The sequence below is a fragment of the Mariniflexile maritimum genome (assembly GCF_009746565.1).
Lineage (GTDB): Bacteria > Bacteroidota > Bacteroidia > Flavobacteriales > Flavobacteriaceae > Mariniflexile > Mariniflexile maritimum.
Genome location: NZ_WRPN01000003.1, coordinates 220,677 through 245,314 on the forward strand (window position 1 = coordinate 220,677; position 24,638 = coordinate 245,314).

Annotated in this window: 19 protein-coding genes; 10 read left to right on the forward strand and 9 right to left on the reverse strand. The window is 38.2% G+C overall.

Annotated features, from left to right (window positions below):
- Positions 1-78: 78 nt before the first annotated feature.
- Together GQO80_RS06330 and GQO80_RS06335 are read left to right on the forward strand one after the other, a co-directional pair.
- Entirely contained in the window at positions 79-1,575 is a 1,497-nt protein-coding gene (locus tag GQO80_RS06330) for a DUF389 domain-containing protein (RefSeq protein WP_157207494.1), read from the forward strand.
- Between the two features lie 128 nt (positions 1,576-1,703).
- Positions 1,704-2,225 (forward strand): DUF4136 domain-containing protein, encoded by a 522-nt coding sequence (locus GQO80_RS06335; RefSeq protein ID WP_157207495.1) that lies wholly within the window; start codon positions 1,704-1,706, stop codon positions 2,223-2,225.
- A gap of 3 nt (positions 2,226-2,228) precedes the next feature.
- On the opposite strand, the gene GQO80_RS06340 is transcribed toward GQO80_RS06335, so the two are convergent.
- Genes GQO80_RS06340 through GQO80_RS06350 form a run of 3 tightly spaced genes read right to left on the reverse strand, consistent with a single transcriptional unit; the run spans position 2,229 to position 10,214 of the window.
- Entirely contained in the window at positions 2,229-3,653 is a 1,425-nt protein-coding gene (locus tag GQO80_RS06340) for a M64 family metallopeptidase (protein WP_157207496.1), read from the reverse strand.
- 2 nt (positions 3,654-3,655) lie between these two features.
- Complete coding sequence (locus GQO80_RS06345) at positions 3,656-4,153, reverse strand: hypothetical protein (protein ID WP_157207497.1); 498 nt, start codon at positions 4,151-4,153, stop codon at positions 3,656-3,658.
- 22 nt (positions 4,154-4,175) lie between these two features.
- Positions 4,176-10,214 (reverse strand): alpha-2-macroglobulin family protein, encoded by a 6,039-nt coding sequence (locus GQO80_RS06350; RefSeq protein ID WP_157207498.1) that lies wholly within the window; start codon positions 10,212-10,214, stop codon positions 4,176-4,178.
- A gap of 140 nt (positions 10,215-10,354) precedes the next feature.
- On the opposite strand from GQO80_RS06350, the gene GQO80_RS06355 reads away from it, so the two are divergent.
- Positions 10,355-11,308, forward strand: coding sequence for a tetratricopeptide repeat protein (locus GQO80_RS06355; RefSeq protein WP_157207499.1), 954 nt, complete (start codon positions 10,355-10,357; stop codon positions 11,306-11,308).
- A gap of 147 nt (positions 11,309-11,455) precedes the next feature.
- Here the strand turns inward: GQO80_RS06355 and GQO80_RS06360 are convergent, their stop codons facing one another.
- The 5 genes from GQO80_RS06360 to xrtF form a co-directional block, all read right to left on the reverse strand.
- The gene (locus GQO80_RS06360) at positions 11,456-11,809 is read right to left on the reverse strand and encodes a heavy-metal-associated domain-containing protein (RefSeq protein ID WP_157207652.1); all 354 of its coding nucleotides are present in this window, start codon (positions 11,807-11,809) and stop codon (positions 11,456-11,458) included.
- Between the two features lie 106 nt (positions 11,810-11,915).
- On the reverse strand, positions 11,916-14,195 hold the full coding sequence (locus tag GQO80_RS06365) for a TonB-dependent receptor (protein WP_157207500.1): 2,280 nt from the start codon (positions 14,193-14,195) through the stop codon (positions 11,916-11,918).
- Between the two features lie 92 nt (positions 14,196-14,287).
- Complete coding sequence (locus GQO80_RS06370) at positions 14,288-14,701, reverse strand: HYC_CC_PP family protein (protein WP_157207501.1); 414 nt, start codon at positions 14,699-14,701, stop codon at positions 14,288-14,290.
- A 69-nt stretch (positions 14,702-14,770) separates the two neighbouring features.
- Entirely contained in the window at positions 14,771-15,199 is a 429-nt protein-coding gene (locus tag GQO80_RS06375) for an exosortase F system-associated membrane protein (protein ID WP_157207502.1), read from the reverse strand.
- Between the two features lies 1 nt (position 15,200).
- Positions 15,201-15,743 carry an exosortase family protein XrtF gene (gene xrtF, locus GQO80_RS06380; protein ID WP_157207503.1) on the reverse strand — a complete coding sequence of 181 codons (543 nt, stop codon included), beginning with the start codon at positions 15,741-15,743 and terminating at the stop codon, positions 15,201-15,203.
- A 91-nt stretch (positions 15,744-15,834) separates the two neighbouring features.
- Between xrtF and GQO80_RS06385 the strand changes: the two genes are divergently transcribed.
- On the forward strand, positions 15,835-16,290 hold the full coding sequence (locus GQO80_RS06385; RefSeq protein WP_157207504.1) for a GAF domain-containing protein: 456 nt from the start codon (positions 15,835-15,837) through the stop codon (positions 16,288-16,290).
- A gap of 435 nt (positions 16,291-16,725) precedes the next feature.
- Here the strand turns inward: GQO80_RS06385 and GQO80_RS06390 are convergent, their stop codons facing one another.
- Positions 16,726-16,971 (reverse strand): hypothetical protein, encoded by a 246-nt coding sequence (locus tag GQO80_RS06390; RefSeq protein ID WP_232333122.1) that lies wholly within the window; start codon positions 16,969-16,971, stop codon positions 16,726-16,728.
- A gap of 195 nt (positions 16,972-17,166) precedes the next feature.
- Here GQO80_RS06390 and purH point away from each other — a divergent pair, with 195 nt between their 5' ends.
- From purH to rodA, 6 genes are all read left to right on the forward strand, one after another.
- Positions 17,167-18,699, forward strand: coding sequence for a bifunctional phosphoribosylaminoimidazolecarboxamide formyltransferase/IMP cyclohydrolase (gene purH, locus GQO80_RS06395; RefSeq protein WP_157207505.1), 1,533 nt, complete (start codon positions 17,167-17,169; stop codon positions 18,697-18,699).
- 325 nt (positions 18,700-19,024) lie between these two features.
- Positions 19,025-20,053 (forward strand): rod shape-determining protein, encoded by a 1,029-nt coding sequence (locus GQO80_RS06400; RefSeq protein WP_132217861.1) that lies wholly within the window; start codon positions 19,025-19,027, stop codon positions 20,051-20,053.
- Positions 20,054-20,064: 11 nt separating this feature from the next.
- A complete protein-coding gene (mreC, locus tag GQO80_RS06405) occupies positions 20,065-20,889 on the forward strand; it encodes a rod shape-determining protein MreC (protein WP_157207506.1) in 825 nt (274 codons plus the stop codon).
- Positions 20,882-21,388: a rod shape-determining protein MreD gene (locus GQO80_RS06410; protein WP_157207507.1), complete on the forward strand. Its 507-nt coding sequence runs from the start codon at positions 20,882-20,884 to the stop codon at positions 21,386-21,388. Before mreC ends, GQO80_RS06410 begins: the two co-directional genes overlap by 8 nt.
- Positions 21,385-23,343 (forward strand): peptidoglycan D,D-transpeptidase FtsI family protein, encoded by a 1,959-nt coding sequence (locus tag GQO80_RS06415; RefSeq protein ID WP_157207508.1) that lies wholly within the window; start codon positions 21,385-21,387, stop codon positions 23,341-23,343. The genes GQO80_RS06410 and GQO80_RS06415 overlap by 4 nt, the downstream gene beginning before the upstream one ends.
- Positions 23,315-24,592, forward strand: a complete 1,278-nt coding sequence (gene rodA, locus GQO80_RS06420) for a rod shape-determining protein RodA (RefSeq protein ID WP_157207509.1) — start codon at positions 23,315-23,317, stop codon at positions 24,590-24,592. The genes GQO80_RS06415 and rodA overlap by 29 nt, the downstream gene beginning before the upstream one ends.
- The last annotated feature ends 46 nt before the right edge of the window (positions 24,593-24,638 follow it).

Genomic DNA, 24,638 nt, shown 5'->3' on the forward strand with positions numbered 1-24,638 from the left:
GGTATTTAATAGAACAAATTCTTATTTTGCTTATATTCACATTCCAAAAGTGGTTGCTATTGGACCTAATTTATAAAAATGGAAGAAAACAAGTTTAATTTCTCGGAAGAAGAAGCCCAATCGGATAAGGAAAAAACCGTTGAGCAGACCAAAGCGGCCATGAAACAGGACGCAATTGGTTTGTTGGCCAACATTAAACGCTTTTTTAAAGAATTATTAGACTTTCGTGAAGACACCGATCGAGATGCCACCATACTTGCCATAAAAGGCGATATTCCCTTTAAAGGTGCCACCGCATGGATTTTGGTATGCTCGATTTTTGTGGCTTCGGTAGGGCTTAATGCCAACTCGACCGCCGTAGTTATTGGTGCCATGTTAATTTCGCCCTTAATGGGCCCTATTTTAGGCATTGGTCTATCGGTTGCCATTAATGATGTGGACACGCTAAAAAAATCGTTGATCAATTTTGGAGTGATGATTTTTTTGAGCGTTTTAACCGCCTTCCTGTTTTTTTGGCTGTTTCCGTTAAGCGAAGAATCTTCAGAATTATTGGCACGAACCCAACCCGACATACGCGATGTGCTAATAGCCTTTTTTGGTGGTTTGGCACTTATAATTGCCCGTACCAAGCGCGGTACCATTGCATCGGTTATTTTTGGGGTTGCCATTGCCACGGCCTTAATGCCTCCATTATGTACCGTTGGCTATGGGCTATCGGTTGCTCTGGAATACGATTTTGCAAAAGGTGTTAAGTTTGCCCTGGGCGCTTTGTATTTGTTTACCATCAACACCATATTCATTGCCTTAGCAACCTTTTTAGTGGTTAAGGTTTTGCATTTCCCCATGCTAAAATATGCCAATTCTGCCAAAAGAAGGCGCATTGGTAGAATTGCCACATTTTTAGCGATTATTGCCATGATACCTGCCATTTGGACCTTTGTGAACGTTTTAAGCGAAAGTAGGTTTGAAAGAGATGCCAGAAATTTTATAAATAGGGAACTTACCGCGTTGCCACATGCCGATTTTATAATCAAAAATGCGTCTTTTAAATATTCTGATAACGAAAAAACACCGTCATCCATTGAACTGAACACGTTTGGTTTGGATGAACTGCCCGAAAGTACCGCAACCTTGCTTAAAGCCCGTTTGAAAAATTACGATGCCTTGAAAAATGCCAAGTTAATACTGAACCAGAACAGAAGCAGAAATCTTGACAATTTAAAATACATGGAGCAAATAAGACTTCGGGATTCATTGGATTTACTATCGCAATCTGAAAAAATCATGTTTCTTGAAAATAAACTGAAAAGTTTATCGAAACTGGAACAGCTTCAAATTCCTTTCGACAAACTAACCAGGGAAGTGAAGATCAATTATGCTGCGGTTTCCAGAATTTCGTATGCCACGGTAATAACGTCTAACTTTTCTAAAATGGATACCCTTTCCGTTTTTACCGTAAAATGGAACAACAACAGCATTGATGAGGCTGGTATTTCAAAACAGCAACCACAACTGGAACGCTGGTTAAAAGAGCGTTTTGACCTAGATAGCTTGGTAGTAAGGCGCGAAAATTAAACAAACCCTAATTTTTTATTGGCGGTTTTAAATTTTTACCAAAACCACATTTCAATCCTAACGAAATTGCTAACAAAAATGTTCTGTTGGAACAATTTTTGATTAACTTTATCATAAAAATTAAAGCAATGAGATTTCTTCCTAGTATAGTTTTAGCAATATGTTTTGTTTCCTGCGCGCCCATTCGTGTCAATTACGATTTTGAGAAAAATACCAACTTTACCCAATACAAAACCTATAATTATTATAGTGAGATGAACACGGGTTTAAGCGAGCTGGATACCAAACGTTTTCTGGATGCGCTGGACCAAAAAATGACCGCAAAAGGGTTTACATTATCAAACACACCCGATTTTTTTATCGATATTAAAAGCAACGAATACCAAGAAGTACAACGCAACAATGTGGGTGTTGGTTTAGGTGGCGGCGGTGGCCATGTGGGTGGTGGTATTTCCATTGGGTTGCCTATTGTTCAAGCTAATGTAAACCGACAAATTACTATTGACTTTGTAGATGAAAACAAAAAACAATTGTTTTGGCAAGCCGTAAGTGAATCGAGTTTTAACCCAAAAGCAACACCCGAAAAGCGTGAAGCACTTTTAAATGCGATTGCAGAGAAAGTATTGATGCAATATCCGCCGAAACAGTAGTATTTATTTCACAACCAATTTTTTAGTGGCAATCAACACGTTTTTGGCATAAAAATTTGCCAAATAAATACCACTGTTTAAATTGCCAACATCTACTTGATGGGTTTGGTAATTAGCAACCACAACGCTTTTCATCAATTTTCCATCTAAACCAACAATATCAACTTTTAAATTTGTTTCGGCATCACTTTCAAATTTAAAATTAATGATTGTATTTGATGGGTTTGGAAACATGGTAATGTTATAATTAGAAGTTTTTGATGTAATAGCTTCAACACCAAGCGTTTTATCGATAGTCCACGTTACGGTGTAAAGATGGAAGGTATCATGATTATTAACTTTAAGTAATGTAGTTTCATCGTTCACTGCAACGGTTAGCGTGTTTATGCCAATATTCAAATCGGTTTCCAAAACCGAAACTGCATCAACATCAGTCGCAAAATCTACCGTATTTAATGTCCACTTACTTTTTAAAGTATTTGGGATGGGCTTTACCAAATTCAACTGAAATTCCAGCGGGAAACTTCGACTTGTAACCGTATTTGAAACTGGCGAGTAAGCATCAATTGGTGAAACCATGCTATGGATTTTTTCAATAATGCCTTCTTTACAAACCGAACAAAAGGGTTTATCAATTTTTTCCATAATACAGTTTTCATGGGGTTTGTACCAATCGGTACAATTGCCAGTTGTGCACGTATATTGGTATATGCCAACGCAATTGGTAGTTAGCCAGTTTTTCCACCTTATTAAATTCGGATTGGTTTCTTTGGTCATGTTAATCGCTTCCGCAGCCAATGCATCACCCGGATAATATTCGTCCTTTAAGTTAAATAAGGAGTGTCCTAGCTCGTGGATTATCACTTTGGCACCCCAAGAACCAGAATAAGCCATTGGGAATTCGCCACCGCTACCACCGTATTCTGCTGAATTTACCAAAATCAGCGCTTGGTCATAGGTTGGGAAATTTGCTGCCAAAACCGCATATATTTTTGCTTGCGTATTATTGGCTGCATTGCCGTCAATTTCATAATAAAGCAATCGGTGCAAACCATAAGCATCAAAAGTGGCATTAAAATAAGTATCAACAGTTTTCAGTGGGATTATTGGAGTTGAAGGTGTTTCTGGTGGTTGGGTACTTGTTCCCGGATGATCTGCGCCACTTTCGTTGGAAGGCACTTTTACAATATGCACATTAAAATAATTGGCATATTCTTTAAAAGGCGGCTCATTAAACATGCCGTTCGTAAAGTTTATGGCATCGGTTTTAAACTTAGCCAATTCGCTTATTGTATAGCCTTCGCTTAAAATAACCAAATTGATTCTTTTATCATTACCACCAGAATTCTTGATGGTTTCTTTATCAAAAATTTGAGCGGAAACATACTGAAAACCGATGATTAAGACGATGAAGAAAAGTTGTTTCATGTTTAATTTATCTTGTTGATAATTAAAGTATGGCTATTTTGCAGCGAATCTGTTAATTCTTTAATAGCTATAAAAACCGTTTTGCTGTGCAATTGCAATCTTATAGAAAAATATGTTTTTTCTAAATCTACTTTTTTGTTTTCAAAGATAAGGGAATCGTTCACAAATTCAATGTTTTTGGATAAGGGGTTTTTGATGATGATTGATGCCACTTCAACCGAATCTTTAGTTAACTGACTGCATTTTAAATCGCCAACACGCCCTGTTTCCATATATTTACTGCTGTTGGTTTTCAACTTGCCATCTGCAACTATTTTACTAACAAATTGAATGTTTTTTTTGTTATTCTCATCTTTTGAAATACTATAATTTAAAAAAATAAGTTTTGGAGGAATGTCATTATCAGCAATTTTTTCAATGTTATTTTTTTTTGAAGCGCAAGAAATTAACACCATTAAAACTAATGAGACTATCCATTTGAAAAAAAAATCACGCTTCATAAATTTGCCTATTGCCTATTGCCTATTGCCTATTGCCTACATTCATCCGAATACCTTCACTATGGCTGCTAAATTCCGGCGCATACATACTTTGAATGGTGGTGATGCCGTTACTCATATTTCCTGCATTATTAACGCGTAAATCATATTCAAAAATATAGATTCCCTTTGGTAAATAATCGAAAAAGAAGTTGGTTGATGCATCTTTGGTGCTTTCATAATAGCCCAAACCGTCTTGCCATTTGTATTCCGAAAGCACATTTACAGGCTCCAATCCGGCAGCACGCATATCTTTCATGTGAATAAATTCCATGGCCCTATCGCTTCGTAACGCGATGCGAACCCTTACCAAATCGCCCACTTTTAAATTGGTTTTTTCTGTGATTTCTGAAATTTTTTCACCCGTATCGGTATTTGTTTTCAAGAACAGTTTTTTGCTCAATTTAAGTGGCGTTTCGGCGGAAGTTATTTTATCCATATTTTCAAAATACTGCCAGTATAATCCTCCCCAAGCAATGCCATCTCCTTTTTTAGTTAAGGTAACGCTTGCCATTTTGGGAGTGATTTCAGATGAACCCCATGAGGTTTTATAATAACCCGTTCCTGCTTCCATTTTTACATTTTCAAGCTTTGAAGGTTCTATGTTGTTGCCGCCAACCAATACTTCAACAGCATCGGTTACGCTTAACCAATCGCTACCTTGAAGCAACAATGCATATACGGCTTCTGTAGTGGCTTTGGTGGTTTTCCATTGGTTGGTTTGCTTGTTTTTAAGCAACCAGATTTTCAAATTATCGATGGTTCTGGTGTCTTTTTCAACTTCTGAAAATGCTTCAATCATCAACGCTTGTGTTTCAATAGGTGCCTGATACCAATACCAAGAACTCGTGTTTTCTTTCCAATACATCCCTAACTCATCACTGGTAATACTTGTTTCTTTCAACGATTTTAAAATTTTTGTTGAAGAGGGCTTGTCTCCCATTCTATCAACCACCAAAGCCATTAAACCTTTTGCGTACAGTGAGCGACCCAACCAATAGTTCTGGATTTGCGTTTGATAGTATTTGGTGATTTCTATAACGTCTTTCGATTTTTTAATTTCAGGAAAGAAGCTTCGCATGTACAAATAATGCAGTTGCATGTAACTTAAGTGGTCTTTGGACAAATCGACTTTGGCATCGTATTTTCTAAGGTCTTTGTATTCTTGAACGAATTCGGCATCTAAATAATTGATGGCTTTTTCTATCATTTCAAACGCTTCTTTTGTTTCAACTTTAAGCTGTTTTAAATGCCCGAAACCAGTAACAATATGTTGGGTAATGTATCGGTTTTCACGTCCGCCATTAAACCACGCCCAAGCGCCATTGCTTAGTTGATTGTGCTCCAATTTACGCCTTGCGGATTGTAATTCGTTAGTCATTTTATTCAAATCGAATAACAACGCGATGCGTTTTTTCTGTTCGGTTTCACTTTGTGCATCGCGCAACCAAGGGGTTTCTTGAATAAGAATGGATTTCAGTTCTTCATTTTTTTCAAGATTGCTTATAAGTGCATCTTGAGACGCCCATTGATTAAAAACTTCCTGAATTCTCGGGTTTGAGTTCGCAATATGGCTGGCCAGTGCATTGGCATAAAAACGCGAGAAGGTTTGTTCGTTACAATCATACGGATATTCCATTAAATACGGCAACGCCTGTACCGCATACCATGCGGGGTTGGAGGTTATTTCCAAGGTTAATTGATGGTTTTTTAGCGTTGTTGAAGTGTTGGTTTTTAGCTTATCCAAAGTGAAGGTTCTGGTTTCGTTACTTCTAATCCACATAGGCAAGGTTTCAGTTACCAACATACGATTGCTTAAAACAGGCAACGCATTTTGTTCGCCATCGCTAAAAGCACCTGCTTTGGCAATGATTTTATATTGAACCGCATCCGCATCATCAGGAATGGTTAGTCTCCATGTTACTTGGGTGTTGCCAGCAGCGGGAACGGTAAATGAAGAACCCCTTAATTCCCCGGAAGTTGGAGAACCGAGCAAGTTTGCTGTGATGTCTTTCCCTGAAATGGCATCGGTTAATACCAAAAGGGCTTGTCCGGAAAGTGGTTTATCCGTTAGGTTGGCTATTTTGGTGCTGATGCTTATTTGGTCGCCCTCACGCAAAAATCGTGGCGCGTTTGGGGTAACCATCAACTCTTTTTGGGTAACCGTAGTTAAGGTTTTCGTAGCACTTTCCAAGGTTTTGGTATGTGCCGCTAGTTGTAGTTTCCATTGGGTTAATGCTTCCGGAGTTGTAAAACTGAAACGCACGTTACCATCGGCATCAGTTTGTAACTGTGGAAAGAAAAACGCCGTTTCTTGCAGGTTTTTCCGAATTTGAACGGTATCGAAATTCGGGTTTTCCTCCTTTGAAGCTTTTTCTTTTTTTTCGCCATAGCCAACGGTAACAACTTCGTTTAACGCAGAAGTATCTGCCATCATTTCAGCTTCCATGGCAGCAATTCCCGGAACGCTACCCTCTAACGATTTTGAAAGGGCTGCACTTCCACGCAACATCATATTTTGCCTTCCAAAATAAAGCCCAAACCAATTGAGTTGATCGTACTGTTGTTGTGGATAAAAAGTGGTATTTGGCTTGTTGTAAACTCTAAAGTTTTGAATTCCAAAACTTTGATGCGCATTGTTACTCCTATTAGAATAATAAATGGGGTTGTTAATGGGGCTGAAATTCCAAACATGCGGTTTAAACTGGTCCAAAGACGCATCGTACATGCTTGCTAATAATTCGGCAGCAACTTTATCGCCTTTTGGCCCTTTTATTTTAAAGCTCCACGTTTCATTGGTTCCCGGTTGTAATTTGTCCCTAAACGTTGTGGTTTCAATATCCAGCTCGGTTTCAGGATACGGCACCGCAATGGTTTCAACACCCGATTTAAAACTATTAAATGCCGCAAAACTGTAACGCACCGCAAACCCACCAACATCTTCATTGGTAACAGGAATGGCCATTGATTTTTTATTGTTATTTAACTGAATGACCTCGGTTTTTACGATTTTATGGTTTTTTTCAATGGAAACCGTAACGTTCAAATTTTCGGCAGCCGAAGCCAAAGTTAAAACAGCAGTTTCGCCAACATTATAAGTGGGTTTGTTGGTGGTGATATTGAATAATTGATTATCTGCCACCGTTTTATCGTCATCGCTATACAAGGTGGTTTTAACTTCATCTTTTACCAATTGCCCAAATTTATCCTTACTTTCTAAAGTAACGATGTAAGCACCCGATTCCCATTTTTTAATAGTGCCCAAAGCCAATTCCTTGGAAGTTTCAGTATCAAACGTTTTTTCAAAAACCAAGGTGCCTTTTTCCCAATTACTCGCGTTATGTTCATCTGTATAAGCATCGTGTGGAAATAGGTTTTTAAACGCTTCCGCGGAAAACTCTTGATAATCGGGTGCAGCCCATGGGCGCTGTCTTAAAACCTCATTCGGTACCTGCAGTTTGTAAATTTTCACGGTGCCTTTCGCGGGTACAGATGCGCCATTCAGGTTTTTTGTATCGATGGTGAGTTTATGGTCTTTGACGGTTTTATCTAATTTATCAGAAACTGCCATCGTAGCAACTAAGGCGTGGTAGCCAACGTTCACAAGGGTTGTTGCGCTTCGGGTCTCACCGTTTAGGTCGGTTACATCGGCAATGATTTCATAATTAAAAACGGGCAAACTGGTTTTATCAACACTTTGGTCGGGTTGCGCCTTGAAAGTAATCTCAAATGTGCCTTTATCATTGGTGGTTGTTTCGCCGTGAGCTATTTCTTGGGGCTCGCTATTAAACCAGGGGCGGTACCAAGAATACCATCGTGGGTACTGCACTTTTCTGTGAACGCGATATACAACTTTGGCGTTGGTAATGTTGCTGCCCGCGTATGCCAAAGCTGTACCTGTTACCGTTACCGAATCGTTTACTTTATAGGTTTCGGTTACGGGTGTGAACTTGGTTTCAAATTTGGGGCGTTTGTATTCTTCAACCGAAACGTACTGCTCGCTATAAAAACGGTTGTCTTCACCATTAAACGAAATGCGGTAGTCGCCATTTAATCCGGTATTTGGTAAGATAAATTCGCCCGAAACCGAACCAAATGCATTGGTTTTAAGCGTTACTGTTTTTAGAGCTTCGTTATTGGTGTTGTACAATATGGCCGTAGCCATTTTATTGGCCAGAACATCCGATTTGCCTTTGCTGGTTTTTATGGCAATTGCCTTAAAGTAAACGATTTGCCCAGGACGGTAGATGCTGCGGTCTGTGAACAAAAACGACGCGTAACGTTCGGTCTCTTTTTCTTGCTCGTAGTACTTACTGTTATAATAATTGTTAAAATAGGCGGCATCGTTGGTGCCTTCTACTTTTACGGAGATGCTTCGGTAGCGGTCGCTTTCTTTTTTTATTTTTACTTCCCCTAAATGGTCTGTCGTCACATTTTCCTTGATTATTTTTTTATTGCCATTTTCAGAATAACTCAGTTCAACCTTTGCGTTTTCAACAGGTTTGCCGTTGTTACGGTTAACGAGCTGAAAAATTTTATGGGTGTCGCTATCACTTTCAACCAAGGCCAAATTGGTTACTTGAATATCAGAGAACGCAAAGGTATTTTCATCATTTTCAACCGAAGCAACGATTAAATAGGTGCCGTTGTTTAACTTCGGAATTAAAACTTCCGTAGTATGCGTTTGGTAGTCGTTTTCGTTCCGTAAGGCCGTTTCCCATTGTTGCACTACATTCAATTTTTTAATGAAGGCCAATTGCTCGTCCTTTTTGTAGGTGTTATTTAATTTTTCTAACTGATTCTGGGAAATGGCATAGATTTTAAATTGAAGCTGCCGCAAGTTTTTATAACCAATCAACAAACGGGCAGGTTGCTGAATGGGCAAAAAACGCTCGGTAGTAATTTGCAATGATTGCATAAGGATTTTGGCCTTTAAAGCTTCGCACTTTTCGGCAGCCTTACTTTTTGGAAAACCCGCCATAACTTGGTCGCAAAGGGCCACGGCTTCTTTTGCTTTCCAACGTTTTTCGTCATTTTTTAATGGTTGATATTCATTGCTTTGTTGCACATATATTGAAGCAATTTCAAATGCATACAAACCAGTAACTTCGTGCATTTTTAACTTATCCCTTTCCGTTTTTAAAGCCTCCAATAATAACGCTTCCTTATCGTTAAAAATGGCATGTTGGCTTACAAATTTCAAGCGTTCAATATTAATAGCTGCCAAAGCAAACGGTTCGTTGTCTTTTAGGTGAAATTGCATTAAATCTTGATAGATTTTTAAAGCATTCCGTTGAAGCGAAGCCGCATCCTTGGATGTTATGTCGAGGTTTGAAAACGTGATGGCATCCGCCAAAAACGCGGGCTTATCAATTTCAAATTTATAGGCAGGTTTGGTGATACTGGTTTCGTTGGTTTTATAGAATTCTAAAGCATTGTGGTTTAAAAAATCGAACAAGGTGGGGCGGTAAATTTTAGAATCTTTTTGAAGGTTTAAAATGGCGTCATACTTACCTAAGGGCTCCAATTGCAGCATCAAACCGTTTTCCAACGACTTTTGGTAATGCAGATGGATGCCCTGGAACAGGGTTTGCAGATCCCATGTTCTAAAATCTTCATCGTTACCATTTTCAGAGGTGTTGGTGCGATTGTAAAACTGCCAGCGGTTTTGGTTGAAATATTGCCAGTATAAATTGGCGAGCATACTTTCAAGGATATTTTTTGTTGGAAACGCACTTCTTTCAATTTCGCTTTTAAAATCATTGATGATTGTTAATTGCGCATCTTCCTCCAAAACCAAGGCAAATTTGCTTTTATAAAGCATGGTTTTTATAAGCTGCGCGTCGTTTTTATCTTTTTTGGCAAGCACGGAAATTTGGTTTACTACCTGTAAAGCCGATTTTGGCAAGCCCGCAAGCTCGTGTTTTTCAACCGTTTTCCACAACGATTCGTATTGTGGTTCCTGCCCGTTGCTCAAACTTGAAAGCAAAAGAATTGTTAAAAAGATTACCGATTGTTTCATATTTTCTAATTTTCAACCAAAATACATTCAAAAGTTATTCCAAAAAAGCCATAAATGAGCGAATAGCTTCTTTGGATGAGTGAAATTAGTTATTTTTTATTAGAAAAGATACGCTGGTATTTGTAAACACACGGCATGTTATGAGAAAAATTATTTGTGCATTACTTTTTCCGTTAGTTTCATTTGGTCAATCTCAGCTTGATAGCATCGATTCTTTATTAAAGAAAAAACAGTTTGACAAAGCTGAAATCCAATTATCTGTTTATTTGGAAAAACACCCAAAAGATTTAAAGGCCATAGAGCTTTTGGGCGACACGTATGGCCATCAACAAAAATGGGATGCCGCCATAGAAAATTACAAAAAACTGGTAGAAGCCAATAAAAAAAATGCCGAGTACCATTACAAATACGGTGGTGCTATGGGCATGAAGGCTCTTTCTGTTAGTAAACTTACCGCACTCGGCATGATTGGCACTATTGAAGAGTCCTTCCTAACGGCTGCAAAATTAGACCCTTCCCATATAAACGTGCGGTGGGCTTTGGTAGAATATTACATGAAATTGCCCGGGGTTTTTGGCGGAAGCAAGAACATGGCCTTAAAATATGCCTACCAACTAAAGCAACTCTCGAAAGTTGATGGGTATTTGGCAAAAGGCTATATTTTTGAGTACAATGATGAACCCGAACTTGCAGAGAAATACTATAAGTTAGCCATAAAAGAAGGTGGTTCGTTATGGACCTATGACAAACTGACCACCTTTTACGAAAAACAGAAACAACCCGAAAAAGCATTGGCCAACATAGCGGTTGCCAAAGAAAAGCACAAACGCAACGCCCTAGAATACCAAATGGGAAAAATAGCCGCCGAATATAACATTGAACTGCAAAAAGGCGTGCAATGTTTGCAAACCTATTTAAAAAATTATTCGCCCGAAGATGGCGTACCCAGAGCATGGGCACATTACAGACTATCGCAAATTTATGCCCATAAAAAAAACAAAGCGGCCGCATTAAAGTATATAGACTTGGCACTTGCCGAAGCACCCGAAACAACTTCCTTTAAACAAGAAAAACAGCGTATTTTACGGTTGTAAAAAAGCAACTACGCCTAAATTTTTTACTCTAGTTAAATTGAACTTTTATTAACGGATGTTCCAAATAAACATTAGAACATCCGTTTTGTGTTTACATCGGTAGCCAATCTTTTTTTTAAATTAAATTTAGCTTTTTTGTTTCTTTAATTAATGTTTATGGTCATCTACCACTTTTTTATCCCTGTACAAACAACAGGGGTTAATGGCGTTGTAAACCTCATCTTTGGCTTTCATGTCCTTGGTATCGTGGCCAACCGCTACCACACTTTTTTGTATGGTTTTTAAATCGGTTTTGCGTTCATCAAAAATTAGTTTTAACTCGTGGGTTTTCACGTCCCAAATGGCGCTTTTTACGCCTTTTGTGCTGTAACATGCCTTTTCGATTCTGTTCTTGCACATGAGGCATACACCATCAACTTCCAAAGAAGCCTTGGCATTTTTATTTTGCGCAAATGTAACTGAGGCGAACAATACGGTTGCTACTATGATAAGTTTTTTCATCATCTTCATTTCTAAAATTTTAGGTTTTTTTTATTAAACATACATTCTATTTTGCCACCAACGCAAAAACAATGTTATTAAAATATTTTGCGTTGTGGCGTATTATTTATTGAATTTTATATCGTAACCCTGCATAATACATGCTTCCAAAAATGGGGCCATAAACAAAGGTGGTGTCAAAATGTGCTCCAAACGGGTCGTTTGCCGCCATAACGGGGTTGTTTTGTTTTACGTTCGTTACATTTTCACCGCCTAAATATACTTCAAATTTTGGAGAAAACACTTTGGTTATTTGCGCATTTAACGTTCCTACCGTTGGGGTATTTAACGGAAGTTGAAACTCCAAAGGGTTGGTTGTTGTTGATGAAAACCGCTGCTCGCCCAACCAATTAAAGGTAGCATCAAATTTCCATTGGCCTGTTTTGTTTTCTTTTAGATGCGTTTCATACGATGCATTGGCAAAAAAACGGTGCTTTGGTGTTAACGGCTTTTCAAGTTTGCCTGCATTGTATTGGGTTTTAACATCGTAAAATTTATAGGCCAATCGCACATCGAAATGGCTGAATACGTTGTAATTTACTTCCGTTTGAAAACTTTTTGCATAGCTTTTGCCTTCTAAATTATAAAAATTGACTTCCAAAGGGTTTTCATAGTCAACCACCACTTGGTTCGTGAAATCGGTGATATAATAATCAAACGTAACATCGGCCTTTTTCCCAAAGAGATTAAAACCTTGCAGATACGACACGCCGTAATTCCACGCGATTTCGGGGTTTAAACCATAAATTTTTCCATTGGTATTTAAAATATTGATGGTTCTTGAACTTGCAAACATGCTTTGGTTTTCAGCAAAAATATTGGCACTTCGCTTACCACGACCCACAGATGCCCTAAAAGCCGATTTTTCCCAAGGCGAATAACGCACATGCACCCGAGGGGTTACAAAAGTTCCTAATAAATTATGATGGTCCACACGGATACCTGCCGTAAAATTAAGCGTTTCCAAATTATCATAGTTGTATTCAAAAAAAGCACCCACCGAGGTTTCGGTTCGTTTATAATCTGAAGCCAAATTTTGGCTGTCTAAAAACTCGTTGTAATGGTCGTAGGTATAGCTTAACCCTGTTTTGATTTTGTTTCTGGAGTCGCTAATTATCGAATTATAAATAGCATTGGTGTACAAACTATTATGAAGAATGTCATACTGTTTCAAGCCAAAATAGGAATCTTGTTTATGGCTGCTAAATGCGGTTTGAATGCCCACACTTTGCCATGGTATTTCGGGATTTACATAGCCTAATTTTGCCGAAACCTCATAACGTCTCGTGTTAATTTCACTTCCCCATACTTCGTCTCCGCTCAGTACAGGCCCATTCGTGGTCAATCTATCGGTTTTCGGGTTAAAGTCTAATTCACCCATCTGCTTTTCATCGTTTAAAAATTTCAAGTCAATAAAGCTAACAAATCCTTTTTCACCATTTGTGTATTGCCAACGGTTCATTATATTAATTTGATTGTAAGTTGGCATATCCATAAATCCGTCCTTATTTACATCGTGTTTAGCTTGCTGAGTACTACCATGCAAATATAAACCTGTATGCCATTTATCGCTTACTTCGGTATTTAGGTGTGTATTTAACTCTAAGCGTTGGTTAGTTGCGCCATATAAATTAACGTACAACTGGTTGTCGGTCGAAGGTTTTACGAGTTCCGCATTTATTTGACCTGCAATACTTTCAAAACCATTAACCACGCTTCCGGCTCCTTTGGTTATTTGAATACTTTCTACCCAGGTTCCGGGAATAAAACTAAGGCCATAAGCTTGTGATGCACCGCGAATGGATGGAATATTTTCAGTAGCAATTAAAATATACGGACTGGTAAGCCCTAGCATTTTTATTTGGCGCGTTCCGGTAACGGCATCGGCAAAATTCACATCAATGGACGGGTTGGTCTCAAAACTTTCCGAGAGGTTGCAACAGGCCGCTTTTAACAATTCGTCGCTGCTTACGGTAAACGTATTGCCCGCTTGGAGGTATGATTTTAGGGTTGTTTGCTTTCTGGACGTTATGGTAACGACATCCAAATCATCAACAGGTTGTAACCAATGATGCACCATTTTGGGCTGTAAAATAGTTAAGGTATCGGTTTTAAAACCCACGTAGCTAATAACAAGTTTTGTGTTTTCCTTTGAAAATGGTATTGAAAACATGCCGTCTTTGTTGGTAACGGTTCCAATGGTGGTTTGAAGCCAGTAAACGTTGGCTCCGGCCAAACCAATATGTTCGTTTTTATCATTGGCCTCCATAATCATTCCCGTAATTTTTTCTTGTGAAAACATGCTTATAGGAAACAGTACCAGCATGAATAATAAGATATTTTTCATTTTTTTTGACTTTTATGATTTTTTTTAAATTGAACCCAAAAAAGGGTGTTCCCGATACTAACCGGGATTATTAAGAACAAAAAATCAATAAATCAAATAAGGAAAACCTGGTCCAAAACATGAATGTCGGCAACCAAATGGGGTGGTGAATAATATTTGTGGGGATAGGTTTCTTTTTCTATACCTTCAAAAAGATGGATATAGGTATTGGCTAAAAAGGTGATAAAAAGCTGTTGCTGAAAATCGAAATCTTCAAAAGAAGAAAATTTCAACTCCTTTTGGCCCTTCACAACAACCACTTCATCTTTGCAACAATCCTTTTTTACCGTAAGGCAATTGGCAGTAGCATCCATGTCCATGCCGCAGGTTTTTGCTTTCTGAAAAATAGCCGCATCAACCAAGGTGTTGCCACAATAATGTTCAACAATAGTAAAAGATACCGTTGAAACCAAAACGAGCAACGCTAGAAGAACCGAAAATGCTTTATGTAAAACTTGTTTTATCATTGCTATTAAATCGATGCAAAAATACAAAATTTATACGTTTTAATAGGTTTTTAGTGAATGATTAACATTTCAGCCTTTAATCTTGTTGTAATAAAAAGCAGGAAGCAGCACCATTAAAATTATAGGTTGAATGATAAACCGGCGCACATTAAAAAACAAATAATAATCTTCTTGACGTGGGTTAACAACAAAATATAAATAAACAGCTATTAAAATTACAAACGCAAAGGCATAAATAAAAACTGAAAATTTGATGATGCTTTTGTCTTTAAAAACCACAAACAGAATACCTAATGAAATAACCGTATTTAAAAAAAAGCGCAAGGATGTAAATACAGTTACCTTGAAAATTTCGCGTCGCGGACTATCAATATACAAATAATCGTTTTGAAAAAAGGTTAAATAAGGGTCGTAAAATAGTTCATTTTCAAAAACACGAATCAAAACCAACAATCCGAAGAGAACAAACAGGAATATGTAGGTGGTAGATTTTTGCATTTTAACGGCTAATTTTAGAAAAACGGTTTACCCAAACCACCCACAACAAAAAAACCATGCCGTAAATAATGGCAGGAAAAACAACGGTATGCAACAAGTGCTCTTGCTCAGGATAATGGTACAGCCCTAAGGTTAACAAAACAATACGCGCCAAATTTACGGTATAAATTAAAACACTTCCTGCCAGCATATAGATAAAAGTGGTTTTAAACCGTGCCGAAAAAGCCGCGATAAACGACACAAACAATACAATTACGCTTATTGCATTACAGCCTTCAATAACCCGTGCCAAATACTTGCCATTTACCAGTAATTTCATGGATGGCTCATCTGGATGCGGAAGCACCTGTGCCCTATAGCCCAAAGCATCCAAAAGCGCTTCGCTTTGTTTGGCTACCAAATGCGTAATGTAATCGGGGTAAAATTTAGAACCGTCGGAAAACTGCAAATAAAATTTGTAAAATACTGACAGCACCATATATACCACCAAAAACGTGAGTATAAATTTTACTACCAATCGATATTTTATAAGGAGATCTTTCAAAAAACCAATATCAAATTACAAGGTTAAAATTATGCAAACCAAACAGATATTTCGATGGTTTTTAAATACTTTTGTCAAAATTTTTGGAGTTATGCCATTTGAAACTTTGAAACCACAGGTAAAATCGATTGTTTTAAACACTAAAAAAACCGTTGATGAACGCCTTTTAGCTATTTGTGAATTGCTGGAAACCCATATAGATTATTACAATTGGGTAGGTTTTTATTTTAGAAACGGCAGTAAAGAAGAGTTAAAACTCGGGCCTTATGTAGGTGCTCCAACCGATCATACCATCATCCCATTTGGGAAAGGTATTTGCGGACAAGTAGCCGTAAGCAATCAAAATTTTGTGGTGCCCGATGTAACCGCTCAAGACAATTATATTGCTTGTAGCATCACCGTAAAAGCGGAAATCGTAATCCCTATTTTTGTGAATGGCGAAAATATAGGGCAGATTGACATCGATTCAAATACGCCCAACCCCTTTACGGAAGCTGATGAACGTTTTTTAGAGTTTGTTTGCAAAGAAGTTGCGACTCTTTTTTAAGAAACTCGCTTTTTTAATTCCAAATTCTACAAATAGGAAATGGAACAAACAATAGAAAAATCTGCTGTATTTTCCAAATAAACAAGACAATGCATTTGTTTTTGTACGAAGCTTAAAATCGGTCTTTATTTTGTCCTTTCTATTTTTATTGGGTTTTGTCGCGTATCAAAAACATCATTTATTTCAATTCTTTTTTCTTCATTATTAATCCAATAAATGATTTTATAATTTTTAAAGATTAAATATCTGAATTCTTGTTTTCTATGCTTTAGAAGTGCTTCGGTTTGCCCAATTGTAGGTTGTGCTTTTAGTTTTAAAGTCTCATTGTAAATCCCTTTAACTAATTTTTTTTTGCAATTCCACTTCCTACTTTATCTCGATAGTATTCATAAATTTTTTGGAGTTCTTTTTGAGAAAAATCAGTCCAAAACAATTTTAATTCCATTTATCAATTTGAGCTTCCAATTCACTCGCATCGATTAGTCTATCGTTTTTTGAATCTTCCATAGATTGGTCTATCCGAGAATTAAATTCATCAATGGTCATTGGTTTAAAATCTTCGTGTCTAAGTTTTTTATTTTCTTTATTTAAGATTTTTTCTAGACGTGAAATAACATCTTCACTTTGAATATTTAAAAACTCTTGAATAAGTTCTAATTTTCTCGTTTGCAAATCCATCATATTAGCTTTTTATCAAAGATACAAAATTATCAATTCCGTTGTCATTTTTATTTAATTGACATATTTCACAGCCTGTTGTAAACTTGTTGATAAACTCCCCTTTTTAGTTAAAAACTCCCCTTTGTTTTTTAATTCGTAACCCTTTGTTTTTTAGTTGAAATAACTACTTTTGCAACTTATAACTACAAACAACCAATGAGCAACGAAAAAACAGTAAAATCAGCATTAATTTCGGTATTTAATAAAGACGGACTAGAACCCATTGTTAGAAAACTAAACGAACAGGGCGTTATCATTTACTCCACGGGCGGCACCCAAACGTTTATAAACGATTTGGGCATTGAAGTAGTGCCTGTTGAAGAGGTTACCTCCTACCCATCTATATTGGGTGGCCGTGTTAAAACCCTGCATCCCAAAGTGTTTGGCGGTATTTTAAACAGGCAAAACCATGCTGGGGATGTTGCGGAAATGGTTGAATACGAAATCCCCCAAATTGATGTGGTTATAGTTGATTTGTACCCTTTTGAAAAAACCGTGGCTTCGGGCGCCAGTGAACAGGACATTATTGAAAAAATTGATATTGGCGGTATTTCATTAATACGAGCCGCCGCCAAAAACTTTGCCGATGTTATTTGTGTAGCATCCGTTGCTGATTATGCCGAATTTTTAGAACTTATTTCTGCCAACAACGGAAGCATTTCCGAAGAAAACAGAAAACGTTTTGCAGCCAAGGCCTTTAATGTGTCGTCGCATTACGACACGGCTATTTTTAATTATTTCAACAAAAACCACGAAGAAACGGTTTTAAAGATTAGCGAAACCAACGGAAACGTTTTGCGCTACGGCGAAAACCCACACCAAAAAGGGTTTTTCTTTGGCGATTTTGATGCCATGTTTACCAAATTAAACGGAAAAGAACTAAGCTACAACAACTTACTGGATGTTGATGCTGCCGTAAACTTAATAAACGAGTTTAAAAACGAAGCGCCAACCTTTGCCATTTTAAAGCACAACAATGCCTGTGGTTTTGCACAAAGCAACACCATACACCAAGCCTACAAAGATGCGTTGGCGGGCGACCCAGTATCTGCTTTTGGGGGCGTTTTAATTAGCAATACTGAAATTGACAAAGCCACCGCCGAAGAAATAAGCAGTTTGTTTTGCGAAGTAATTATCGCGCCTTCATACCATGCGGAAGCTTTGGAAATTTTAAAGGGAAAGAAAAATAGAATTATTTTAATTTTAAACGAGGTTGCCCTACCAAATACCAACCTAAGAAGTTGTTTGAACGGTATTTTGGTACAAGACAGGAACAACGTAACCGACACCATTGAAGGTTTAACTTATGTGACCAACAATAAACCAACAAAAACCGAGTTAGAAGATTTAATATTTGCATCTAAAATTTGCAAGCATACCAAATCGAATACCATCGTTTTGGTAAAAGACAAAAAATTGTTGGCAAGCGGCACGGGGCAAACCAGCCGTGTGGACGCGCTAGAGCAGGCCATTCATAAAGCAAAAACCTTTCATTTTGATTTGAATGGTGCTGCCATGGCCAGTGATGCGTTTTTTCCGTTTCCCGATTGTGTTGAGATTGCAAAAAACGCAGGTATTAGCGCAGTAATTCAACCGGGGGGCTCCATTAAGGACCAGTTGAGCATTGATTATTGCAACGAAAACAACGTAGCGATGGTGATGACAGGAACACGCCACTTTAAACATTAACGAATTGCTGCGAAAGCAGGAATCGCATTGTTTTTTAGCTGATAGCAAAGAACTTTGGCCTTTCCCAAATGTTAGCTGATGGGCTGCGTTAGGGATTGCAGCGAAAAGCCCACAGCGCTCCCGATAGCTATCGGGAGCGCGAGGACTTGAAGCGGAAAGCCCGACCCGAAGGGAACGCCCAAATAATTAAAATCGGTGAAACGCATATAATTAACCGACATGACATTTTAAAAAAATTTGAACACTATCAAATCTCAAAATATTTATCAACTTTTATTACATTTACGGAATCCGTATATTAAACCATTAAAATCACAAATCGCACATGGGCTTTTTTGACTTCCTAACCGAGGAAATTGCAATAGATTTAGGTACTGCAAACACTCTTATTATTCATAACGACAAGGTTGTGGTTGACGCACCTTCTATTGTGGCACGCGACCGGATTTCGGGTAAAATTATTGCCGTGGGTCAGGAAGCCAGCTTAATGCAGGGAAAAACACACGAAAACATCAAAACCATACGGCCGCTAAAAGATGGGGTTATTGCCGATTTTGATGCGTCGGAACAGATGATTAGCATGTTTATCAAGAACATTCCGGCCTTGAAGAAGAAGTTTTTTACCCCTGCACTGCGCATGGTGGTTTGCATCCCTTCGGGCATTACAGAGGTAGAGATGCGCGCGGTAAAGGAAAGTGCCGAACGTGTAAATGGTAAGGAAGTGTATTTGATACATGAACCAATGGCCGCGGCCATTGGTATTGGCGTTGATATTATGCAGCCTAAAGGCAATATGGTGGTTGATATAGGCGGCGGTACCACCGAAATTGCGGTGATTGCTTTGGGCGGTATTGTGTGCGATAAGTCGGTAAAAATTGCAGGCGACGTGTTTACCAACGATATTGTTTACTACATGCGTACGCAACACAACCTTTATGTGGGCGAGCGTACTGCGGAAAAAATTAAAATCCAGATTGGCGCTGCAACCGAAGATTTGGACTTGCCACCAGAAGACATGAGCGTTCAAGGACGTGATTTATTGACCGGAAAACCCAAACAAGTATCCATTTCGTTTAGGGAAATTGCAAAAGCGTTGGATAAATCCATTTTACGCATTGAAGATGCCGTTATGGAAACCCTATCGCAAACCCCGCCAGAGCTGGCTGCCGATATTTACAATACCGGTATTTATTTAGCTGGAGGTGGCTCGATGTTAAGAGGTTTGGACAAACGTTTATCGCAAAAAACCGATCTACCAGTTTATATTGCAGAAGATCCTTTAAGAGCCGTAGTAAGAGGTACTGGCATTACGCTTAAAAATTTGGCCAAGTACAAAAGCGTCTTGATAAAATAGGGGTATAGAACATGCAACAGATTATTAATTTTATAATAAGATACAAAAATTTTTTGTTGTCATTGTTGCTGTTTTCCATAGCGTTTGTGTTTACCATCCAAACACATTCCTACCATAGGAGCAAGTTTTTTAATTCGGCCAATTTTTTAACGGGCGGTATTTACAATTCCATCAACAACTTAACGGGGTACCTTAGCTTAAAATCGCAAAACCAAGTACTTGCAGAAGAAAACAGGCGTTTAAAAATGCTGTTGTTCAATGCTGAAAACAAAAAGGATTCCACCTATTTAGACACGGTTTCATATACAGGCACCTACAAATTTGAACTGGCCAACGTGATAAGAAACACCTATTCGGGCACCAACAACGTGCTTCTTTTAAACAGGGGAAGTGCCGATGGCCTAAAACCAGATTTAGGTGTAATAAGTTCTAAAGGCATTATTGGCATTGTAGATGCTACCAGCAAGCATTACGCAACCGTTATTTCGGTACTGAATACCGTAAATAAAATTAGCGCACAACTAAAAAAGACCAATCATTTTGGCACCTTGTCATGGAACGCAAAATCGCCCTACTTTGTGCAACTTATCGACATTCCTAAAATTGCGCCCATTAAAAAAGGCGATACTATCATTACATCGGGGCGCTCATCCATTTTCCCTAAAGGCATTCCGGTAGGCACCATTGATAGCTATAAGTTGGATGCCGCTGAAAATTATTTTGAGATTAACATTAAATTGTTCAATGATATGACCAATCTTGAACACGTATATACCATTGAAAATGTGGATGCTGCGGAAATAAACAGTTTGTTAAACCCTAAAGAGAATGAATAATTCTGTACTTGAACATACCGGACGCTTTGTTTTGCTAGTACTGTTGCAGGTAATATTGTTTAATTACATCAACTTTTTAGGTTACATAAACCCGTATCCTTACATCATGTTCATTGCTTTGTTTCCTGTAAAAAACAACCGTTTTGCCATTATTTTCTTAAGCTTTTTTTTAGGACTTACCATCGATTTGTTTTCAGATACAGGTGGTATCCATGCCGCAGCCTGCGTGTTTATTGCGTATGTGCGTCCGGTAATATTAAAATTCTCCTTTGGCATGATCTACGACCACCAAACCATAAAATTTAACTCGGTTGAATTTGGCGAAAAACTCACCTACCTTACCATCCTAACCTTCCTTCATCATTTCATCCTGTTTTTCTTAGAACTTTTTAGCGTTTCAAAAATAATTTTAATCCTTCAAAAAACGTTATTCTCAGGTATTTTCACTATTTTATTAATCTTATTGATAACCATTATTTTTAGTAGAAAAACAAAATGAAACGATTTTTACTTGCAGTTATAATAGGACTTGTTGGTATTGTTTTTATTGGCAGGCTTTTTTATTTGCAGATTTACAAAGGCGGCATTCAAAATTTATATGAAGACAACGCCATTAGAAAAGTTTACGATTACCCAAAACGCGGATTTGTTTTCGACAGAAATGGCGAATTGCTGGTTTCAAACCAACCTTCCTACGATGTTATGTTCATACCCCGGGAAGTGAAACCATTAGATACCTTAGAATTTTGCAAGCTGTTACGAATTGATAAAGCAACCTTTATAGACATTTTTGAAAAAGCCTATCACTATTCCCCATGGCTTCCCTCGGTTTTTATCCCACATTTAACCAAAGAAGACTATGCGAGCCTACAAGAAAAAATGCGGAAATTCGAGGGCTTTTATATTCAAAAACGTTCGCTAAGGCATTACGAAACCACCATTGGCGCCAATGTTTTGGGCGATATAGGCGAAGTTAACGATGCCATTATAGAACGCGACCCTTATTATAAAATGGGCGATCTTATAGGAAAACAAGGCATAGAAATATCTTATGAAAAAACCTTACGCGGGGTTAAGGGCATTAAATTCATACAAAAAGACCGGTTCAATAGAGATTTAGGACCTTATAAAGATGGTATTTTTGATACCCTACCCAAACCCGGTAGCGATATTACCATAACCATCGACGCCAAATTACAGGCCTATGGCGAACTGCTCATGGAACACAAGCACGGTGGCATTATTGCCATTGAACCAAGTAGCGGGCAAATTTTGGCCATGGTCTCAACCCCAACCTATAACCCAAATTTATTGGTAGGGCGCCAACGTTCTGTGAATTTTTCAAAATTGTATAACGACAGTATCGCAAAGCCTTTATACGATCGGGGGTTACAGGCCATGTATCCACCGGGGTCGCCCTTTAAAGTTTTAAATGCCCTTATTGGGTTGCAAGAAGGCGTGGTAACTACGGAAGACAGATTTTATTGCAACCATGGGTATAGTTACGGTGGCCGAAAAATGGGTTGCCATGGGCACCCGAGCCCGCTGGCCATGAACGGTGGTATTTCAAATTCCTGTAATGCCTATTTTGCAAATGTTTATCGGCGCATTATCGATAAAACAAGAAAACCTGCTGAAGGTATGGATATATGGAGCAACCATGTAAAGAGCTTCGGGTTGGGCAATTATTTGAATAACGATTTATCGGTTGGGCAGCCAGGTAAAATTCCCAACAGCAAAACCTACGATCAACTGTATGGAAAAGGGCGCTGGGGAAGCACCTTTAACTTGTCCAATGCCATTGGCCAAGGTGAAGTGTTAACCACACCCATTCAATTAGCAAACATGACGGCGGCCATTGCCAATCGTGGTTACTACTATACGCCCCACATCATAAAGCATATTGAAGACCACGTTATTGATCCTAAATACACCACGCCCAATCATACAACCATAAACAAAGAGCATTTTGAGCCCATTGTTCAAGGTATGTTTGATGTGTACAACCACGGTACCGCAGCCAGCTTACAAATTCCAGGGATTGAAATTTGCGGAAAAACAGGAACCGCCGAAAACTTTGTAAAAGTAGATGGCAAGCGAATGCAACTTACCGACCATTCTATTTTTATAGCGTTTGCACCAAAAGACAATCCTAAAATTGCGATTGCCGTTTTTGTTGAAAACGGTTATTGGGGAGCTCGGTTTGCAGGAAAAATAGCCAGTTTAATGATTGAACGTTTTATAAACAAAGAAATGACCGCCAGAAAAGATATGGAAGATTGGCTTTTATGGCATACCTTGGAACATGAATACGCAAAACCCTATTCCGGACAACCTTTTGGAATCAATAAAAACACCACTTTAGAACTCGTTGAAGAGTCTGAATACAAAAGGCTTAAAGAACTATTAAACCAGATGAATATTAATGATAACAGAAGCCAGCAAGTATTATAAATTTGATTGGATTACCATTATTTTGTTCCTATTACTGGTAGGTTTTGGGTGGTTAAATATTGTATCTGCCTCACATACCGGCGATACCATAGATTATTTCGATTTTTCGCAACCCTACGGCAAACAGCTCATGTTTATTTTCATGACCCTTGGGTTAATTGTTCTATTATTGGCTGTTGAATCAAAGTTTTACGAACGTTTTGCCAGTGTAATTTATGTTATTTCCATGCTATCGCTGGTGGGTTTATTTGTGTTCGGAAAAAATGTTAACGGTGCCACTTCCTGGTATGCCATTGGGGGCATGACCTTGCAACCCAGTGAATTTGCTAAAGCCGCCACAGCCTTGGCGGTTGCAAAATACGTGAGCGACTTGAATACCGATATAAAAAAAACCAAGGATTTAATAAGCACTTTTGCCATCATTGCACTTCCAGCTATATTAGTGTTGCTTCAAAAAGATGCCGGAAGCACCTTGGTTTATGGATGTTTTATTTTTGTACTTTACCGCGAGGGCCTATCGCCTTCTTTTTTGATTATTGCGCTCTTGGGCATTGCGTTAAGTTTGTTTTCTTTAAAGTTCGGTGTTATAATTACCGCGGTACTTACCACAATTATCGTACTAACCTATCATTTTACACGCCGGAGAAAGCCGTTGCTTATTCAGCCTATTTCAATTATTATCATAAGTGTTTTAATAGCTTTCAGCGTTCGCTATTTTTACGACAATTTACTTCCTTTTCATCAAAAAGACAGGATTACCATTTGGCTAAGTTTGGAAAAAGACCCCGTAAAATTGGAACGCATGAAAAAAACCATTGCCTACAACTTAAACGAATCTGAAAAAGCCATAAGCTCTGGAGGACTAAAAGGCAAAGGGTTTTTAGAGGGCACGCGAACCACGGGAAAATTTGTGCCCGAGCAGCACACCGACTATATTTTTAGTACGGTAGGTGAAGAATGGGGCTTTATTGGAACCACCATGGTTATTGTTGTTTTTGTGTTACTATTGTTGCGCATTCTTCATTTAGCAGAACTCCAACGCTCACAATTTAGCCGCATGTATGGGTATGCCGTAGCTTCCATCATTTTTATGCACTTTTTTATAAATATTGGAATGGTTATGGGGCTTATCCCTACCATTGGTATTCCATTACCTTTGTTCAGTTATGGAGGCTCAGGGCTTTGGGGCTTTACCATTTTATTGTTTATTTTTATTAAGCTCGATTCGGATAGGATCAATCAGTGGTAAGCAATCAACAAGCATACTCAATTTTGGCAATTTAACCTATCGAAAG

Excerpts from the sequence above, each read along its gene's own strand:
- GQO80_RS06370 (WP_157207501.1), bottom strand. The coding sequence starts at position 14,701 with ATGATAAAACAAGTTTTACATAAAGCATTTTCGGTTCTTCTAGCGTTG.
- rodA (WP_157207509.1), top strand. The coding sequence starts at position 23,315 with ATGATAACAGAAGCCAGCAAGTATTATAAATTTGATTGGATTACCATT.
- mreC (WP_157207506.1), top strand. The coding sequence starts at position 20,065 with ATGCAACAGATTATTAATTTTATAATAAGATACAAAAATTTTTTGTTG.
- GQO80_RS06400 (WP_132217861.1), top strand. The coding sequence starts at position 19,025 with ATGGGCTTTTTTGACTTCCTAACCGAGGAAATTGCAATAGATTTAGGT.
- GQO80_RS06410 (WP_157207507.1), top strand. The coding sequence starts at position 20,882 with ATGAATAATTCTGTACTTGAACATACCGGACGCTTTGTTTTGCTAGTA.
- GQO80_RS06385 (WP_157207504.1), top strand. The coding sequence starts at position 15,835 with ATGCCATTTGAAACTTTGAAACCACAGGTAAAATCGATTGTTTTAAAC.
- GQO80_RS06345 (WP_157207497.1), bottom strand. The coding sequence starts at position 4,153 with ATGAAGCGTGATTTTTTTTTCAAATGGATAGTCTCATTAGTTTTAATG.
- purH (WP_157207505.1), top strand. The coding sequence starts at position 17,167 with ATGAGCAACGAAAAAACAGTAAAATCAGCATTAATTTCGGTATTTAAT.
- GQO80_RS06360 (WP_157207652.1), bottom strand. The coding sequence starts at position 11,809 with ATGAAAAAACTTATCATAGTAGCAACCGTATTGTTCGCCTCAGTTACA.
- GQO80_RS06365 (WP_157207500.1), bottom strand. The coding sequence starts at position 14,195 with ATGAAAAATATCTTATTATTCATGCTGGTACTGTTTCCTATAAGCATG.
- GQO80_RS06335 (WP_157207495.1), top strand. The coding sequence starts at position 1,704 with ATGAGATTTCTTCCTAGTATAGTTTTAGCAATATGTTTTGTTTCCTGC.
- GQO80_RS06340 (WP_157207496.1), bottom strand. The coding sequence starts at position 3,653 with ATGAAACAACTTTTCTTCATCGTCTTAATCATCGGTTTTCAGTATGTT.
- GQO80_RS06375 (WP_157207502.1), bottom strand. The coding sequence starts at position 15,199 with ATGCAAAAATCTACCACCTACATATTCCTGTTTGTTCTCTTCGGATTG.
- GQO80_RS06415 (WP_157207508.1), top strand. The coding sequence starts at position 21,385 with ATGAAACGATTTTTACTTGCAGTTATAATAGGACTTGTTGGTATTGTT.
- GQO80_RS06330 (WP_157207494.1), top strand. The coding sequence starts at position 79 with ATGGAAGAAAACAAGTTTAATTTCTCGGAAGAAGAAGCCCAATCGGAT.
- GQO80_RS06390 (WP_232333122.1), bottom strand. The coding sequence starts at position 16,971 with ATGATGGATTTGCAAACGAGAAAATTAGAACTTATTCAAGAGTTTTTA.
- GQO80_RS06350 (WP_157207498.1), bottom strand. The coding sequence starts at position 10,214 with ATGAAACAATCGGTAATCTTTTTAACAATTCTTTTGCTTTCAAGTTTG.
- GQO80_RS06355 (WP_157207499.1), top strand. The coding sequence starts at position 10,355 with ATGAGAAAAATTATTTGTGCATTACTTTTTCCGTTAGTTTCATTTGGT.